Origin of the sequence: Nitrobacter sp. JJSN (assembly GCF_051912485.1) — a bacterium.
Lineage (GTDB): Bacteria > Pseudomonadota > Alphaproteobacteria > Rhizobiales > Xanthobacteraceae > Nitrobacter.
The window spans coordinates 1,463,114-1,477,311 of record NZ_CP196822.1 but is presented as its reverse complement, the minus strand read 5'-3'; the positions used below and the strand labels follow the sequence as shown (position 1 = coordinate 1,477,311).

Here is a 14,198-nt window from a genome sequence, read left to right as displayed (position 1 = left end):
GGGGTTCCGCATACGCTGAACCCAACGCAGCGACAACCGCTTAGCCGGTCACTATTGAATTCTGAGCGTAACTGTGTCCGCGGCGCCAACAGCATCCATCACGGTCAGCCGGACAAAGCCAGGTCCCGGTGGTTCGACCATCCGTTGACGCCGGCTTTCGATTTCTCCGACTGCTTTTCCATTGACCAGCATCGTCATCGGCAAGACGCCGCCTGCCACTTTCACAGGCAGCGCCGGAAGCTTTATCCCGTCCCCTCCTCCGGCATCGATCCGCGAACCGTTCAGCGGAAACTGGATACGGAGCGTGTGCTCATTGCCGGTCCGGATCAGTTCACCCGCGGGACGAAACCGCCGCAAGGGAAGCGGGAGCTTTGCATTGCTTGCGATGAGAGTTCCGCGTGGAGCTTTTGGTAGCGGCGCCAGCGACTTGCCGCTGCGGGCGAAAGCGTCAAATAAAACCGGCGCGGCCGCGGCGCGGCCGATGAGACCGGGAACTGGCGCGCCGTCCGGACGTCCGACCCAGACGCCGACCGTCATGCGGCCGTCGAAGCCGATGGACCACGCATCACGATAGCCGTAGCTGGTGCCGGTCTTGAAGGCGATCCGGTTTCGGACCGCATTTTCCGGCGGTGGCGTCCCCCAAAGAACGTTGCCGACCTGCCATGCCGCGACCGGGTCCAGCAGTCGCAAAGGCTCCCGGACGCTGCCGCCGCCGCGCTCGATTTCACGCAAGGGTAACACGCTGCCCAGCCTGGGAATGCCGGAATAGGCCTGCACCAGGTCATGCAGCGTCACTCCGACGCCGCCGAGCCCCATGGCCAGACCGGGAACTTCGTCCTTCGGCAGCACCAGACCGGCGCCCACCTGTTTCAGCCGCGCCGACAACCGGCTGGCACCGACGCGGTCGAGCAGTTCGATCGCCGGAACGTTGAGCGATAGTTGCAGGGCGCGGCGCACCGGCACCGTGCCCTGAAATGTCATGTCGAAGTTTTCCGGCGCGTAGCTGCCGAATCGGACCGGGCGATCGTCGATCAGGCTGTCCGGGTGAACGAACCCGTCTTCAAATGCCAGTCCGTAGATAAACGGCTTCAGCGTCGATCCCGGCGAGCGCACGGCTGCCGTCATGTCAACCTGCCCGGCGCGCCGTTCGTTGAAATAATCTGCGGACCCGACATGGGCCAGCACGTCGCCGGTGGCGTTGTCGACCGCGAGGATCCCGATCGAAATGTCAGGCCCGAGCGCCGCCGCGCGGTCGCGTGCCAGCGCTTCGAGCGTTCGCTGCAATCCGGACTCAAGCGTGAGTTGAATGACACGGGAATCCCTGACTGTCGCCAGGGCCCGATCCGTGGAATGCGGCGCCAGCATCGGAAACGGGTTGCGCATGCGCATGACTGGCACAGTCCTGGCCTGCGCGGCGTCTTCCGCCGAGATGCGCGATTCCTCGACCATGCGTTCGAGCACGCGGTCGCGGGCTGCCCGCGCAGCAGCCGGGTGACGGTCGAGGCGCCGCCTTTCCGGCGACTGCGGCAGCGCCACAAGCAGCGCCGCCTCCGCGAGCGACAACCGCTTCGGCTCCTTCCCGAAATAGGCGATAGACGCCGCACGAATGCCTTCGAGATTGCCGCCGAACGGCGCAAGCGCCAGATACAGGTTGAGGATTTCATCCTTGGACAGTTCGTGCTCGAGCTGGAACGCGCGCACCACCTGATGCAGCTTGGCGTAGATCGAGCGCTGACGGCGCGGTTCGATCAGGCGGGCAAGCTGCATTGTGATGGTCGATCCGCCCGAGACGATGTGGCCGCGCGTCAGGAGTTGCAGCGCGGCTCGCCCGAGCGCGAGTGGATCGACGCCTGCGTGCGAATAGAATCGCTGGTCCTCATAACCCAGCAGCAGGTTGAGATATCCCGGATCGACATCAGTCCTGGCATCGACCGGCAATCGCCACCGGCCGTCGGCCATGGCGAAGGCGCGCAGCAATTTGCCATTGCGGTCGAGCACCGTCGTCGAGATCTCGCGCGCCTCTGCCAGCGGCAGTGGCCCCAGCGAGACGATCCAGCTCGCAACCGCGCCAGTGGCTACGACCGCAACAACCGCCATACCCGCCGCCGCCAGCTTTACCCGCCGCCAGCGGCGCGGCCGTATCGTCGTGGCTGTGGCGTCGGATGCGGTCATTTCGCGGGACGCACCTCGACACGGCCGGTGCCGGTGCGGCCATAGCGCGAGGGATTGTACATGTCCTCGACATAGGCTTGCGGCAAAACGTATTTGCCCGGCGACACCGCCCGCACAACATAGGCGACTGTGAACACCGCCTTGTCGTTACCAGCGCGATTGAAGGCCGCGGTGAACCGATCGTCGCGGAATTCCGTATTGACCGGTTCCTGGCCCTCCTCGATCCAGTCGAGGGTGCCGGTGTCGCCGGACGAGACCAGATGCGGATTGTCGATTTCAAAGCCAGCGGGAAGATAATCGGCCACCATGATGTGACCGTATTCCGGCTTGGCCTCGGTGATCTTGAGAACGACCGCGAACCGGTCGTTTTGCTTGGCCTGGGTCGGATCTGCAGGCGTCCCGTCGAGGGCGAAATAATTTCGCTCGATCTTAAAACCGTTTGAGGCCGCAGGCTCCGGAGTAACCGGCGCGCCAGTCACAGAAACCACCGCCTGCACGGGCGCATCGCCGGTGTTGGTGATCTTGATTGGCTTGCCCGTCATATCCGCTGCCTTGTAGCTCCGATAGAGCGCGGTCTTAACCGGCGCACCGTCGACGTCGAGCGACATGGATTCTTTCGCAAGCGCCCTCGCCGCCAGAACCAGCCACGCGTTCTCCTGCGTCGAAGTATAGGGTGTCAGTCCTCGCGCCGCCTCCACCCGCTGCACCGCCTGCGCCACCGTCGCACGCGGCGCGTTGCCTTCGCCCGCAAGCGACACCAGTGCCGCTGCATCGCGCAGCGCCGAACCATAGTCCGACCGGCCGAATTCGATGACTGGTTTCGGCGCCAGACTTTCAGCCGCCGCCGTATACACGCGTTCCGCCCGCGCCCTGTCGCCGACCAGCGCCAGCGCAGCAGCCAGTTGCGCCTTGGCGATCGGTGTCGCCAGATTGTTCAGCTTGGTATCGGCCAAATAGCGCAGATCCCCGATCGGAGCGATCCCGTTCTTGGCGAGAACATAAAGTCCGTAAGCCAGATCGCGACCACCGTCCTTCTCCGGCTCCGCAGCATTCACCACCGAATTACGGACGCGATCGAGCGCACTCTTGAACAGCAAGTCAGGGACCAAAAATCCCTTCTCGCGGGCGCGGGTCAGGAAGTCGGTCACGTAGGCATCAAGCCACGCATCATCACCTCCCGATGACCACAGACCGAAGGAACCGTTCGAACCTTGGCGCGCCAGCAGACGGTCTATCGAACTCTTGATGCGATCGTCGACGCCAGTATCCATAGCGAGGTGCGCGCCGACCGCGAGATCGTTCACATAGAGCAGCGGCATCGCCCGACTTGTGATCTGCTCGGAGCAGCCGAAGGGATAACGGTCGAGGGCTTTCAGGACAGTCGCGGCATCCAGCGCGGACGACAGGCCGACAGACATCGACACCCCGCCCGTTCCCGCCACGAGGTCGGAGAACATGTCCGAGGTCAGCGTCAGGCTCTCACCCTTCGCGAGCGTTCGCACCGATCGGCGTGCCAATATCTGGGTCGCGGGCTTGACGTCGAGATCATAGTGCCGCGCCAACGTCAGACCGTTCGGCCCCTTGATATCGACGTCGAGTTGCGACGTGCCAGAGCCACCGCTCGCATTCAATGCCAATGCCATCGAGCTGCGCTGCTTGGCCTTGAGCGTGACCGTGGTCGCGGGATTGCCCGTCACCTTCACGGGCCCCGTGGCTTTCACGTTGATAGTGTAGTCGCCGGGCGCACCCTCGACGTTGTCGAGGTCGAAACTCATAGTGCCCTGGTCGCCCGTCAACAGGAAGCGCGGCAGGGTCGCCGTCAGCACGACCGGGTCGCGCACGGTGACATCCACGGTCGCGCGACCCAACTTGGTCGCACTCCAGGCAACCGCCATCACCCGCGCGGTGCCGGCAAATTCCGGAATGTCGAAACTGATTTCCGCCGTGCCGTCCGCGGCCACCGTGACGATGCCGGAATAGAGCGCGAGCGGCTTCTGCGTCGGCGGGCTTCCCTGCAACTCCGCTCCCGCTGAGTCGCCCCCCGTCTTGAGCTGGCCGCGCGTCCCCTGCATGCCGTCGATCAGCTGTCCGTAGAGATCGCGGATTTCCGAAGTCATGCGGCGCTGGCCGAGATAGTAGTCGTCAGGCGCGGGCGGCTTGTAGTTGGTGAGGTTGAGGATACCGACATCAACGGCGGCAACGACGATCTTGGCGTCTTCACCCGGGCTTAGACCGCTGATCTTCACAGGCAGCTTCAGCATCGTCGACGGCCGCACCAATGTCGGCGGCGACAGACTGACCGAAAGGGTGCGCGCTGTCTTGTCGATGCCGAACCATTTGATGCCGATAGCCCGGCCAGGCATTCGCTGGGCGGAAACGTCGAGCGGCCGCCGCAGCGTCGCTACAACATAGGCGCCCGTCCCCCAATCCTTGCCGATCGGGATTTTGACCTGCGACGTGCCTTCCTTGGCCTCGGTGGTTTGGGTGGTTAGCAGCCGGTCGCCGAGCACGTTGATGGTGAGTTTGCCGGCGGCCCGGGCGTTGACCGAAACAATCATGGTGTCGCCGGACTCGTAATTCGGCTTGTCGATCGAAGTTTCCAGCAGATCGGGAGTATCGGCGCTGCCGTCGGAGTACCAGCCGACATCGAACTGCACCGACGTCAGCGGACCGTTGGGATCTGCCGATTTGACGTCGAGCCGATAGCGCCCCGGCTGCGGCGAGAGTTCAATCCGCGCGGGCTTTCCGGCGGCAATCGTGAGATCGCCATCGGCCACCCGTTTGGTCGACTTCACCGGCTCGTATTCCCAGAACGAATTCTGGCGATACCACTGATAGCGGCTCTCGAGCTTGAGCAGTTCATAGCGCAGGCCCGCGCGCGCAAGCGAGGTCCCGTCGGGGGCGACGAAGGCAACATCGAAACCGGCCTTGTCACCTTCCGCGACGTTCTTGTCGGCAAACAGTGGCTTGACGCCGATCATGGCCGCAGCGGGGGCGACCGGAAGCACCAGCTTCCGTTCGACGGCGCGGCCGCCGGCCTCCGCCATCCGAATAAAGATTTGGGCTTCCTGTGGGCGGGTCGATGACGGTGGCGTGGCGAGGCTGACGGGGAACGTGGCGACGCCGTTTGCATCGGCTTCGGGCAGGTTCTCGATCGGCGTGCGCTCGTTACTGGTGGTCTCGTCGTCGGCCACGCCGAACTGATATCCGGCATAACCCGGACGGCTCTCGGCAGAAGCCACCAGCATATCGCCTTCAAGCTGCAGGCCGGACGCCGGCGCGCCGTAGAGGAAATGGCCGTCGACTTTAAGTTCTACTGGAGCCTCAGCCGCGATCTGCTTTGCTTTGGTCGTTAAGTCAAATTCGATCCTGTCCGCCACATAGTCTTCGACCATGAAAGTGGTTTCGCCGACCGACGGACCCTTCGGGTCGGTAAATGCGCGGACGCGCCATGTCCCGGTCGGGACCGCCGAATTGAGCGGCAGGCTCAGGCTTCGCCCGCCCGCGCCCTGATCGGGCAGGACGGCGCGGCGGAATTCAACCCCGTCGGGCCGCTCGACCACAAGCGTCAATGGACCTCCGGTCACGGCATTGCCCTGCCCGTCGCGCAACAACGCTGTCAGATAGACCGTTTCCCCGGAGCGATAAACGCCCCGCTCGGCGTAAACGAACGCGTCGGCGCCGGCAGGCACAGCACGGCCCGAGACGCCGCGATCACTCAGATCGAACGCGCTCGACTTCAGGCTCAGGAATGCATAGTCAGCCTTATCCGTGTTCACTGTCAGCAGCGCCGGCGACAGTCCGCCCTCGCCTCGGGCAAGACCTGGCTCGAACAGCGCATGACCGGACTCGTCGGTCTTTTTAGTGGCCAGGATTTCGTTGTTGCGGGCAATCAGGCGGATCTCGGCCTTGCCGACCGCATCGGTGGTCGCGAGCGAATTGACGAAGACGTGGATGCCGTCATTGCCGGAATAGGCGGTCAGGCCCAGATCGGAGACGATGAACCACTGGGTCGCCAGCGAGCCGGACTCCTCGTCGCTCGCCGAACCAGGCGCCTTGGGCGCGGCCGTCATCACATAGACGCCGGGCTGGAGGTTTCCGAGCGCCTCATCGACAGGAAACGCCGTGGTCACATCGGCATTCAGCGTGGAGGCGGTCGTGACCTCGCCCGACCAGACCTTGACCCCGCGTTCGTTACCGAGATCGGACAACTGATAGCCGCTGAGCGTCTTCTGGAAGTCGCTGTCGATCACAGTGTTGATCAGATTGCGGTCGCCGATCCGGAATACCTGCACCGATACCGCCTGCGTGTTTACGCTGACCAGCGGAATGCCGCGCTGACCGGTGCGCGGCAGCACGTAGGCGCGCCCGGTGAAGCGGACGAACGGCTTGCGATCCCGCACATAGACATTGAACTCGGCCGATTTCGGCAGGCCTTCCTTGACGGTCGACGGCAGGCCGGCGCGCAGATTGATATTGTAACGCTCGCCGTGCTTGAGACCCTCGACACAAAGTTGCTTGTCCTCCGACGACAGCGCCGGCCGGTCGGCGCCGGCAAGCGCGACGAACGGCGAAAAGTCGGTCCGCTTGGCAAGGTCCTCAGAGAACTGGAAGCAGACCCGCGGCGAGGCCGAATCCGAATCCACCGTGTAATCGAGCAGCCGGAAGCCGTGGTCGTCGCGCATCTTTTCATATTGCTCGCGAACGTCGGTCACCTCGCGCAGATCGAGCGACAGCCGCAGCGTGTCGAGCGCCGGCCGCCACAGCTTGCGTTCCGAGAAGGCGCGCCCCAGAGTCGCCAATGCATCCGCCTCGGCACCGGGATTGTTCGCCCGCTGATAGGCAATGTAGGCGGCGGTAGAGGCTCGCTCGAGCAGGAAGGTCTGCTCCTGGCTTGTCGTCGGCTTGATCTGGAAGATCGTCCGCGCCAGACGCAGCCAGTTGCCGCTATCGTCGGGTGCGACGGTCGCGATCTGGCCGAGGATTTGAAGACCGCTGCGGAAATCGGATCGCTTGAAAGCGACATCGGCATCGGTCCGCAGCGTTGGGGCCGATTTGGCGATGGTGCCGGCTTCGCTCTTGATCTGGGCCTCGAGCTTGATCGCCGCGTCAGCGAGATCGTCGCGCTTGAAAGCTTTATCGGCTGCCTGCGCCGAAACAAGGCCAATCGCCAGCACCGCGCAGAGCATCACAGCACGAACCAAACCGGTCATGAAAAGCTCCCTGCACGGACAAATGCCGCTTCGTGTCCCGAATCCGAAGATCGCCTCATTGTGCCTTCCGTAACGAACTTCGGATTCGAAAGGACACTAGCAAACTTGTGGTTCTCGTGTAGTTGGGGTTCAGAGGTTCGCTTGAAGGACTTGTAGAGAACAATAAAGCGAACTTCTGAACCACCAGAAATGCGCGGAAAGGTGACAGACTTAGGACCGTTCCCGCGGTGTTTGCGATACAAGACGAAAACCGCATGGGATATTCCGAACCGATCCAATCGCTCGCAACGACGGCATGAGGCGTTATTCGCTAATGGCAAACCTAGGACTGCGGACAAAACAACGCTGCCCGTGCCGGTTCGTCGCTCGATCCATCAGAATGGTTCGGATCGGGGCTTGGCGCGAGGGCGGATTTTTCATATTGCGGAGAGTATGACGGCCTAACGGTCCCGTAGCTCAACTGGATAGAGTAGCGGATTTCTACTCCGCGGGTTGCAGGTTCGAATCCTGCCGGGATCGCCAATAACATCAGAGGCTTGCGCTATTTCGGCGAAATTCCTTATGTCGCACCATGTCGCAATTGTTCCCCTCTTGTTTCAATGGGTTACAAATGAGTCCGGCAGGTCCCTGCGACATGGATGGGACATAGACGCCTAGACGAGGGCTTGCGGGTGGGCGCGGCATGACCTCAATCACAGCCGCACCCAAACTTCGTGAGGAAGCGGCTCGTCGTCCGCGACGGCCGGCACTGTGGATTGCGGGGACAAGCGGATGCAGATGGGTGCCGTCTCCGCACCGGTCTGGCGCGCGGCGCGGATGGCGCGGGCGACATCGGCCTGGGTGATGCGGGCCGGAGTTCTGCTCATTGTGAACCCGATGCGGAATTTGGCGCTTGAGCGATGGCGTGTTTTCGAGGCATTCGCGATTCCAATTATCGGAAACGCAGATCACAGACCACGCCATGCCTCGATGCAAGAAAAACCCCGCCGGTGGACCGGCTGGCCTGACGGCATCAACCTGATTTGTTCAGTTTCTTGATCTTCGCATCGGTCGCTTCGATCGACGCGGCGAGTTCCAAGATTGCCTTGGACAAAAGCTCTGCCGCTTCTTTCTGATCCTGCGATCGCGCCGCACGCAGCGCGTAGTTTTTGGCTGAAGACAGCGACATCGGTCTTTCCTTACCGGCAAGCCTGAGGGCAAAAAGGGCCGCCGGCGTGACCGGCGGCCTTTCATCAAACGCGCAGGTTTTCTGCCGATTCCTTGCCGCGGTTCGCGACGACTTCATAGCTGACCTTCTGCCCCTCGTTCAGGTTCGAAAGTCCGGCCTTCTCGACGGCTGAGATATGAACGAAGACGTCCTTGCCGCCATTGTCGGGCTCGATAAAGCCGAAGCCCTTCTGCCCGTTGAACCATTTCACAGTACCTGTAGCCACGTAGCTATCTCCAAATTTTTAGGAAAGAAGATCACAGACCAAGCGGATGATCGACTGGCCTGCGTCGGACGGCGCCGGGAGGGCGGACCCGTCCGGCAACCATAACCCCAATCGATCGATCTGGTTCCCGCCCCCGGCGAGGAATGCAAGGAAAACCCGCCGGCGTGACCGGCGGGCCTCGTTTGCGCGGCCGGCTCAGGCGGCGCCGTGCTGCCGGTTGACCTCATCCCGCACCGGCATCAGCTTTAAGATCGCGTCGGCCAGCACCATCGCAAGACTCTGAAGTGTTTCATCTCCGCTCAGTTCGGGCTCGTTCATTGCGACGTGAACGGTTTGCAGGGCTGCGATGGCCTCGTCGATGAGGTCAATGGCGGCGACATGGCGCTGTGGGATCACGATCATCGTCATGCCGCCACCTCGACTTTAGCGAGGTCGCGCTTGCAGCGACGATCGGAGCCCTTATCCATCCAGGCCGGCATGTCGAGAAGAAAGTTCGGATGGTCGTCCCCGACGGAGGCATAGGTACTCACAATACCCGAGACTTCGGCATATTGGTCTTCACCCATAGCGTCGTGAACGGCGTCACTGGCGGATCGCAGCAAACGGCCAATCTTAATTGCGACTTCACGGGCGGAATCACAGTCGGAATTCTCGATCCGAGCGTTCAAATCGTTCATCGCGTCTTGCATGAGGGCAAGCTGGATCAGGGCACCTCGCAGACTATTGGCGACGAGGAAACTGATTTCGGCTTCCACCAAATCTTTCCAATCAAGAATTTGGTGGGCCTGTTCGTCACGCTGTATCCCCAGAGAGGGGTCGTCATTTCTCCTCGCCGCAAAAGCCTCGGACTCAACTGCATCATGAGCGTCCCATAGATCGCGCAGGAAGCGCCCGCGCTCGACGACAGGATCAATGCTGGCGTTTGCGGAAACCGCTACGGGCGCGGCTCTCTGGCGTTTTGCGGAGGGTTTTGTGGTAGAGGTGCGGGCAGCCTGCGGCATGGTCCAGATCCTTGCTGTTGGTTAGAGCCGGGGTGGAAGTGTCAGCTTCCCCTCGGCTTGCTTTTGTGTTATCATCAATTCATGGGCAAGTCAATTAGAGTTAACACAAAAAGGCGCGGCCGGCCTGTCACCACGGGCAAAGGGACTTTGATTGGGGTTCGCCTCCTCGACGATCCGCTGTCCAAATTGGACGAGTGGATCACAAAACAGAATGAGGAAATGACGCGCCCAGAAGCCATTCGCCGCCTGGTCGAACTCGGCCTGAAGGTGAAGGGCAAGTAGCGTGTCCGCCCGAAAGCGGCGCCAGAATATTCTATCGGAGGTTGACCCCATGAAGCTGCCGCCGCCAGAAGCCGTCACCCCGACGACGCCCTTGCGTCTCGACGTCGCGGCGCAGTTGGGCTTTCCGGACGGATCGATGACAGCCAATTCGCTGCGTAGGCTCGCCGTTGCCCAGAAGCTCGCGCACGAAAAGATCGCCGGAAAATACTTTGTCACCTTGGCGGCGATCGAAGAAATGAGAGATCGATGCCGCGTCCGAGCACAGGCCCCCGTCTTGCCCTCCAAAGACCAAGAGACCAACCGACCTGGGTCATTAAAGACGGACAGCGGACCCTCGGCACTGGCTGCGATGAACGCGATCGCCGAGGAGCTGATAGAAAGCTTGCGGAATAAATCCTCCGAAAACACGATTCGAGAACGTAGCGGGAGGGTGAAAAAATGAACCGTCCCTGGCGGACCACCCTCACACGGAATCGGGGCTATTCCAGGTCGCCATTGATTTGGCTCAATGGCCCCGGTTGGCTTCCGCCCGAGGCTATCACCCATGGGCAAACCCTACGAATTAGGGTCGGACAAGAAGCGGGCGCCTCAGAGCCCCGATCTCACGCGCTCGGATGAAGCGCGGTGTATCATCGCGGAATACATGGCCGACCTGCGCGAGATCATCAAGAAGCTGCAGCGCCGTCTAGACTGACCACCGCGGCACAGAGGTTTTGAATGAGTGACAACCTTGACCCTCTCGAATCCGTCACCGCGTCCGAATTGGTTTCGGCATCGCTGCTCGCAGCGCTGATCCCGGCGCTGGTCGATCGCGGCGTCCTGACTCAGCAAGACGCCAATGAGATTTATGAAAACGCCCTGATGATGCTTGAAATGCAACACAGTGCCGAACCCGATGTGCAACGCATCTACGAGGCCGCGCGGGAAATGATCGAGTCGCATTTGCGGCCAGAATAGAAGACCCAGCCGGAGCGCTTCCGTTGGAGATCTTCAATAAACGAACGTGAAGCCTTAATCCACGTCCGAATGCTGATGAAGGCCCGCGAGCGAGAAAGCTTCGGCGGCTCGACGAAAGCCAAAGTTGAAAGTGGCCAAGAAGTGGCTGCGGCACAGCGGGATTTGATGAGTGTAGAGCGCTGCAAAGTTCAACTACACGACCAGATCAGACTTACACTGACCGAACGTGGGTGGGTTCCAGTTATTGCCGGAAAAGACGGCAGCCTCGTCGGGTGGGCGCCGACTTGTGCAAACACCTTCAAGACACCAGAAGAAGCTCTGGCTGACCTGAGAAAGCACCACGACATATAGAAAACCCGCCGGCTCCCCGCCCCGCGCATTATCTGGCTCGGACGATCCCTTGGCCGGGTACAGTCCTGTTCACTCAACTGCCCGCTTCGTCGCCCGTGGCGCCTTTCTTTTGCTAGGAACTCACCGCCTTCCTGCGGATTGACTCAATCGGAACGGGAGATCTACCCACCAACCCCGCACTCCCGAACCTAACTCGGCCTGCCACCCCGGCGGGCCGTTTGTTAGGAACACCTCCCCGCTTCCCGCATTATCCGGCCGGAACAGGAGAACCCGGAACCATCAAGTTCCCGAACCCGAATAGGCCCACTATTGCTCCCTTCCGGCGGGCCTATTTGGTGTGACCCACCCCCTGCTTCGGCTGTCCTGCCGGGGCAGTTCGTATCGCTGCTCTATACGAAAATGGCCGCGCTGCGCGGGCGTTACAGCTGGTTCCACTCCACACCCTTCACGCGCCCGTGAGCGGCGGCGTTAGGAACGGTCACAGCCCGGTAAGGTTGATGTTCTCAAACAGTCATGGAGCGCAGCATGGTCACGAATGACAATCCCCCCAGGCGCGTCACCAATAGCACAATCGGCTGGGCTATCGGAGCTGCAATACTCGCGCTGCTAATCGGTTTCTCATCCTTCTACAACGGACGCGGCACGTCATCGAAATCCGGCGAGAATCCGCCGAACGCCGTAACGCAGTCTCAGCCGCAAAAATGAGCTTCTAAGCACTCTGACATCATCCCCGCTGGGTGTGGAGGCCGTCCACAAAACAGTGTCTCGACTCCGGCGCTACGCCATGGTTCGCTAGTGTCATGGGCCAACTCCTCAAAACCGCCGACTGTCCGATCTGTGGGAAGCCAACGACCATGGCATTGCCTCCGGGAGGGAACGGACGACGTACCCTGACGTGCGTCGACTGTGACCCACTGCGGGACGGTAAGGCGAAGGGCTGGCTGGCCGGCGATTTGGGTCGGGATAGCACGAAGACGCGGTAGAAGTTCAATCCGCGCTTCGCAGTCGTTTCATCGTGAACTCGATCTCGCCGTCCGGTAGTTCGCGCCAAGTCTCAACTGCTGACATGTATGCCGCGGCGGGCCATCGATCGAGGAACGCTCTCGCGGTCTGACGCGCCTGATCCCGTGGCTGAGTGAATGTCTCGCGCGCGAACCCATCATCGGCCAGCCGATGACGTGCTGCCATCCGATCAGCCAAGTCTTTCGGGGTTCTAGGCATCGCGATCTCCACATGCGATGCAGAAAATGTAATGCTGGCGGCGGCGATTGGGAGTCCAGCATTTGAGCGTGATCGATTGGTTCAGGCGGCGCCGAACCCCGACCGCAAAGGTCATGGCGGATTTCACGCGAGACCTTCACTCAGCCACGGGATCAGTCGCGTCAGACCGCGAGAGCGTTCCTCGATCGCCGGCCCGCCGCGGCGTAAGGTTCATTTAGTACTTCTTGCGAGGCTTTGCCGCGTCCGAATGCACAAGGCCCTTCATGCTTGGAGCTGCGACGTTTACTTTGGGCGTTTCTTTCTTCGGCTTCTTTGCTTCGCGGTTCCTGTGTTGCTCACGTTTAGCCATGGTCAGTCCCTCCAAGGTCAACGATCCGCGGCTATGGCAGGTACCAGTCAACTCGTTTTCTTGGTAAGCGCGTCCCGCTCCCGGGTTAGTCGCTCCAGTTCTTCGGTTTGTTGAGCGATCCTATCTGACACCAAGGCTTCGGTTTCAGCCCCTGACGTCGCTGCTGCCTGTTCGATCAATTGCCGGATATTGTCCTGGATGATGCCAATCCGGGCTTCGATCTCTGAGAGAGTCCGTGTTCCGGCCATCGGCGCGTCTCCGCATTTCAGCAGGATACTAGCTCATTTTTGTGGGATAAAATACATGGGCGAGGTCTTGCCGGATATGGTCGTCAGTGTCCCAGCAGGTGCAATGCGTGCGGCGCAAAATGCCCAGATCGCTGTGATCCCGATCCCGGCGAGCGCCAGCAATCCCGATATCCACGCCAGTGCGTTATCGGGTTGGGCTGCCCCGTGAGTTGCTTCGCGGGCCACCCCTATTTTGACTGGGACAGAGCCGACGCCGGGATTGACCCCATGCGGCGCTCTCGAAATATTACCAATCCAACCGTCGAATCGATAGGTATTCTCCGATGGCGACAGAGCCGACCAGACCAGGCGGTCCTCCTTCAGCTCCACCTCCATCACCGCCGCCGTCTCGGCCGCCACCTCCCGAGCCAAGCGTCCCCTTCAAAAAGAGCGAGATCCGCCGCTAACGCGTCAGGGCGGCAGCCAGAATACCCAATGGGATGGCGGCGAGCGCGAGTCCCATTGAGACGTGGACTAAGCGGGCTGAGCGCTCAAGCGCGGCACGATTGCAGTCGATCCGGACCTGCATATCCTCAACCGCGTAGCGCAGCATCCACGCCAGATCTCCTGCGGATCGAGCAAATCGCTTGGGCTCATATCCCCCGACGTGGAAGTCGCCCGGCGCGCACGCCATCGCGCTTATCATCGCTGCCACAAAGAGGAGCGTGGCTATGGTTGCCGCGCCGCCGACGAATGCTTTGTGCGGCGAGGACCCCGCAATTACCGTGGCGATCGCGGCCAGAAGCGCCACGCAACCTGCACCGAATATACCGGTCAGGGTCGTCGCGCGTTGATCGGCTGCAATGCCGAACTGAATTGTCCCCGACAAGCACGTCTCCGCCTGCCTATGAAGCTCCTGGACGCCATCGAGAGAGACTTCTGACAAGTCCATGATCGCCACCTTTTTGTGTTCCCTAATTTGAAGATTGATC

Annotated in this window: 17 protein-coding genes and 1 tRNA gene; 6 read left to right on the top strand and 12 right to left on the bottom strand. The window is 61.3% G+C overall.

All coding sequences use genetic code 11. The features are described from left to right. Window positions 1–51: 51 nt before the first annotated feature. Together pbpC and ACSZOQ_RS07325 are read right to left on the bottom strand one after the other, a co-directional pair. Window positions 52–2,172, bottom strand: a complete 2,121-nt coding sequence (pbpC, locus tag ACSZOQ_RS07330) for a penicillin-binding protein 1C (protein WP_439925324.1) — start codon at window positions 2,170–2,172, stop codon at window positions 52–54. Continuing rightward, the gene (locus ACSZOQ_RS07325) at window positions 2,169–7,385 is read right to left on the bottom strand and encodes an alpha-2-macroglobulin family protein (RefSeq protein WP_439925323.1); all 5,217 of its coding nucleotides are present in this window, start codon (window positions 7,383–7,385) and stop codon (window positions 2,169–2,171) included. The genes pbpC and ACSZOQ_RS07325 overlap by 4 nt, the downstream gene beginning before the upstream one ends. Window positions 7,386–7,830: 445 nt before the next feature. Here ACSZOQ_RS07325 and ACSZOQ_RS07320 point away from each other — a divergent pair. Then, window positions 7,831–7,907: transfer RNA gene (locus ACSZOQ_RS07320), tRNA-Arg, on the top strand. Window positions 7,908–8,077: 170 nt separating this feature from the next. Here the strand turns inward: ACSZOQ_RS07320 and ACSZOQ_RS07315 are convergent. The 5 genes from ACSZOQ_RS07315 to ACSZOQ_RS07295 all read right to left on the bottom strand — a co-directional run bounded on the left by ACSZOQ_RS07315 (window position 8,078) and on the right by ACSZOQ_RS07295 (window position 9,819). After that, window positions 8,078–8,251 carry a hypothetical protein gene (locus ACSZOQ_RS07315; RefSeq protein WP_439925322.1) on the bottom strand — a complete coding sequence of 58 codons (174 nt, stop codon included), beginning with the start codon at window positions 8,249–8,251 and terminating at the stop codon, window positions 8,078–8,080. A 146-nt stretch (window positions 8,252–8,397) separates the two neighbouring features. Further along, entirely contained in the window at window positions 8,398–8,670 is a 273-nt protein-coding gene (locus tag ACSZOQ_RS07310) for a hypothetical protein (protein ID WP_439926176.1), read from the bottom strand. Beyond that, window positions 8,618–8,818: a cold-shock protein gene (locus ACSZOQ_RS07305; RefSeq protein ID WP_439925321.1), complete on the bottom strand. Its 201-nt coding sequence runs from the start codon at window positions 8,816–8,818 to the stop codon at window positions 8,618–8,620. The genes ACSZOQ_RS07310 and ACSZOQ_RS07305 overlap by 53 nt, the downstream gene beginning before the upstream one ends. A gap of 195 nt (window positions 8,819–9,013) precedes the next feature. Next, window positions 9,014–9,226 carry a hypothetical protein gene (locus ACSZOQ_RS07300; protein ID WP_439925320.1) on the bottom strand — a complete coding sequence of 71 codons (213 nt, stop codon included), beginning with the start codon at window positions 9,224–9,226 and terminating at the stop codon, window positions 9,014–9,016. After that, window positions 9,223–9,819, bottom strand: a complete 597-nt coding sequence (locus tag ACSZOQ_RS07295) for a hypothetical protein (RefSeq protein WP_439925319.1) — start codon at window positions 9,817–9,819, stop codon at window positions 9,223–9,225. The genes ACSZOQ_RS07300 and ACSZOQ_RS07295 overlap by 4 nt, the downstream gene beginning before the upstream one ends. Before the next feature lie 81 nt (window positions 9,820–9,900). Between ACSZOQ_RS07295 and ACSZOQ_RS07290 the strand changes: the two genes are divergently transcribed. The 5 genes from ACSZOQ_RS07290 (at window position 9,901) to ACSZOQ_RS07270 (ending at window position 11,409) form a co-directional block, all read left to right on the top strand. Next, window positions 9,901–10,101, top strand: a complete 201-nt coding sequence (locus ACSZOQ_RS07290; RefSeq protein WP_439925318.1) for a hypothetical protein — start codon at window positions 9,901–9,903, stop codon at window positions 10,099–10,101. A 49-nt stretch (window positions 10,102–10,150) separates the two neighbouring features. Then, a complete protein-coding gene (locus ACSZOQ_RS07285; RefSeq protein WP_439925317.1) occupies window positions 10,151–10,543 on the top strand; it encodes an excisionase in 393 nt (130 codons plus the stop codon). A 102-nt stretch (window positions 10,544–10,645) separates the two neighbouring features. After that, window positions 10,646–10,795 (top strand): hypothetical protein, encoded by a 150-nt coding sequence (locus ACSZOQ_RS07280; RefSeq protein WP_439925316.1) that lies wholly within the window; start codon window positions 10,646–10,648, stop codon window positions 10,793–10,795. 23 nt (window positions 10,796–10,818) lie between these two features. After that, on the top strand, window positions 10,819–11,058 hold the full coding sequence (locus ACSZOQ_RS07275; protein WP_439925315.1) for a hypothetical protein: 240 nt from the start codon (window positions 10,819–10,821) through the stop codon (window positions 11,056–11,058). Between the two features lie 69 nt (window positions 11,059–11,127). Continuing rightward, window positions 11,128–11,409 carry a hypothetical protein gene (locus ACSZOQ_RS07270; protein ID WP_439925314.1) on the top strand — a complete coding sequence of 94 codons (282 nt, stop codon included), beginning with the start codon at window positions 11,128–11,130 and terminating at the stop codon, window positions 11,407–11,409. A gap of 987 nt (window positions 11,410–12,396) precedes the next feature. Here ACSZOQ_RS07270 and ACSZOQ_RS07265 read toward each other — a convergent pair. From ACSZOQ_RS07265 to ACSZOQ_RS07245, 5 genes are all read right to left on the bottom strand, one after another. Further along, entirely contained in the window at window positions 12,397–12,630 is a 234-nt protein-coding gene (locus ACSZOQ_RS07265; RefSeq protein ID WP_439925313.1) for a hypothetical protein, read from the bottom strand. A gap of 214 nt (window positions 12,631–12,844) precedes the next feature. Continuing rightward, complete coding sequence (locus tag ACSZOQ_RS07260) at window positions 12,845–12,979, bottom strand: hypothetical protein (RefSeq protein ID WP_439925312.1); 135 nt, start codon at window positions 12,977–12,979, stop codon at window positions 12,845–12,847. A gap of 47 nt (window positions 12,980–13,026) precedes the next feature. Beyond that, entirely contained in the window at window positions 13,027–13,227 is a 201-nt protein-coding gene (locus tag ACSZOQ_RS07255) for a hypothetical protein (protein WP_439925311.1), read from the bottom strand. 33 nt (window positions 13,228–13,260) lie between these two features. Continuing rightward, entirely contained in the window at window positions 13,261–13,638 is a 378-nt protein-coding gene (locus tag ACSZOQ_RS07250; RefSeq protein WP_439925310.1) for a hypothetical protein, read from the bottom strand. Between the two features lie 31 nt (window positions 13,639–13,669). Then, window positions 13,670–14,167 carry a hypothetical protein gene (locus ACSZOQ_RS07245; RefSeq protein ID WP_439925309.1) on the bottom strand — a complete coding sequence of 166 codons (498 nt, stop codon included), beginning with the start codon at window positions 14,165–14,167 and terminating at the stop codon, window positions 13,670–13,672. Window positions 14,168–14,198 lie beyond the last annotated feature (31 nt).

What these genes read in the sequence shown, in the direction of transcription:
- ACSZOQ_RS07275 (WP_439925315.1), top strand. Translation starts at nt 10,819, where the DNA reads ATGAGTGACAACCTTGACCCTCTCGAATCCGTCACCGCGTCCGAATTG.
- ACSZOQ_RS07325 (WP_439925323.1), bottom strand. Translation starts at nt 7,385, where the DNA reads ATGACCGGTTTGGTTCGTGCTGTGATGCTCTGCGCGGTGCTGGCGATT.
- ACSZOQ_RS07310 (WP_439926176.1), bottom strand. Translation starts at nt 8,670, where the DNA reads ATGAAGTCGTCGCGAACCGCGGCAAGGAATCGGCAGAAAACCTGCGCG.
- ACSZOQ_RS07270 (WP_439925314.1), top strand. Translation starts at nt 11,128, where the DNA reads ATGCTGATGAAGGCCCGCGAGCGAGAAAGCTTCGGCGGCTCGACGAAA.
- ACSZOQ_RS07260 (WP_439925312.1), bottom strand. Translation starts at nt 12,979, where the DNA reads ATGGCTAAACGTGAGCAACACAGGAACCGCGAAGCAAAGAAGCCGAAG.
- ACSZOQ_RS07285 (WP_439925317.1), top strand. Translation starts at nt 10,151, where the DNA reads ATGAAGCTGCCGCCGCCAGAAGCCGTCACCCCGACGACGCCCTTGCGT.
- ACSZOQ_RS07290 (WP_439925318.1), top strand. Translation starts at nt 9,901, where the DNA reads ATGGGCAAGTCAATTAGAGTTAACACAAAAAGGCGCGGCCGGCCTGTC.
- ACSZOQ_RS07315 (WP_439925322.1), bottom strand. Translation starts at nt 8,251, where the DNA reads ATGAGCAGAACTCCGGCCCGCATCACCCAGGCCGATGTCGCCCGCGCC.
- ACSZOQ_RS07280 (WP_439925316.1), top strand. Translation starts at nt 10,646, where the DNA reads ATGGGCAAACCCTACGAATTAGGGTCGGACAAGAAGCGGGCGCCTCAG.
- ACSZOQ_RS07295 (WP_439925319.1), bottom strand. Translation starts at nt 9,819, where the DNA reads ATGCCGCAGGCTGCCCGCACCTCTACCACAAAACCCTCCGCAAAACGC.
- pbpC (WP_439925324.1), bottom strand. Translation starts at nt 2,172, where the DNA reads ATGACCGCATCCGACGCCACAGCCACGACGATACGGCCGCGCCGCTGG.
- ACSZOQ_RS07265 (WP_439925313.1), bottom strand. Translation starts at nt 12,630, where the DNA reads ATGCCTAGAACCCCGAAAGACTTGGCTGATCGGATGGCAGCACGTCAT.
- ACSZOQ_RS07255 (WP_439925311.1), bottom strand. Translation starts at nt 13,227, where the DNA reads ATGGCCGGAACACGGACTCTCTCAGAGATCGAAGCCCGGATTGGCATC.
- ACSZOQ_RS07300 (WP_439925320.1), bottom strand. Translation starts at nt 9,226, where the DNA reads ATGACGATGATCGTGATCCCACAGCGCCATGTCGCCGCCATTGACCTC.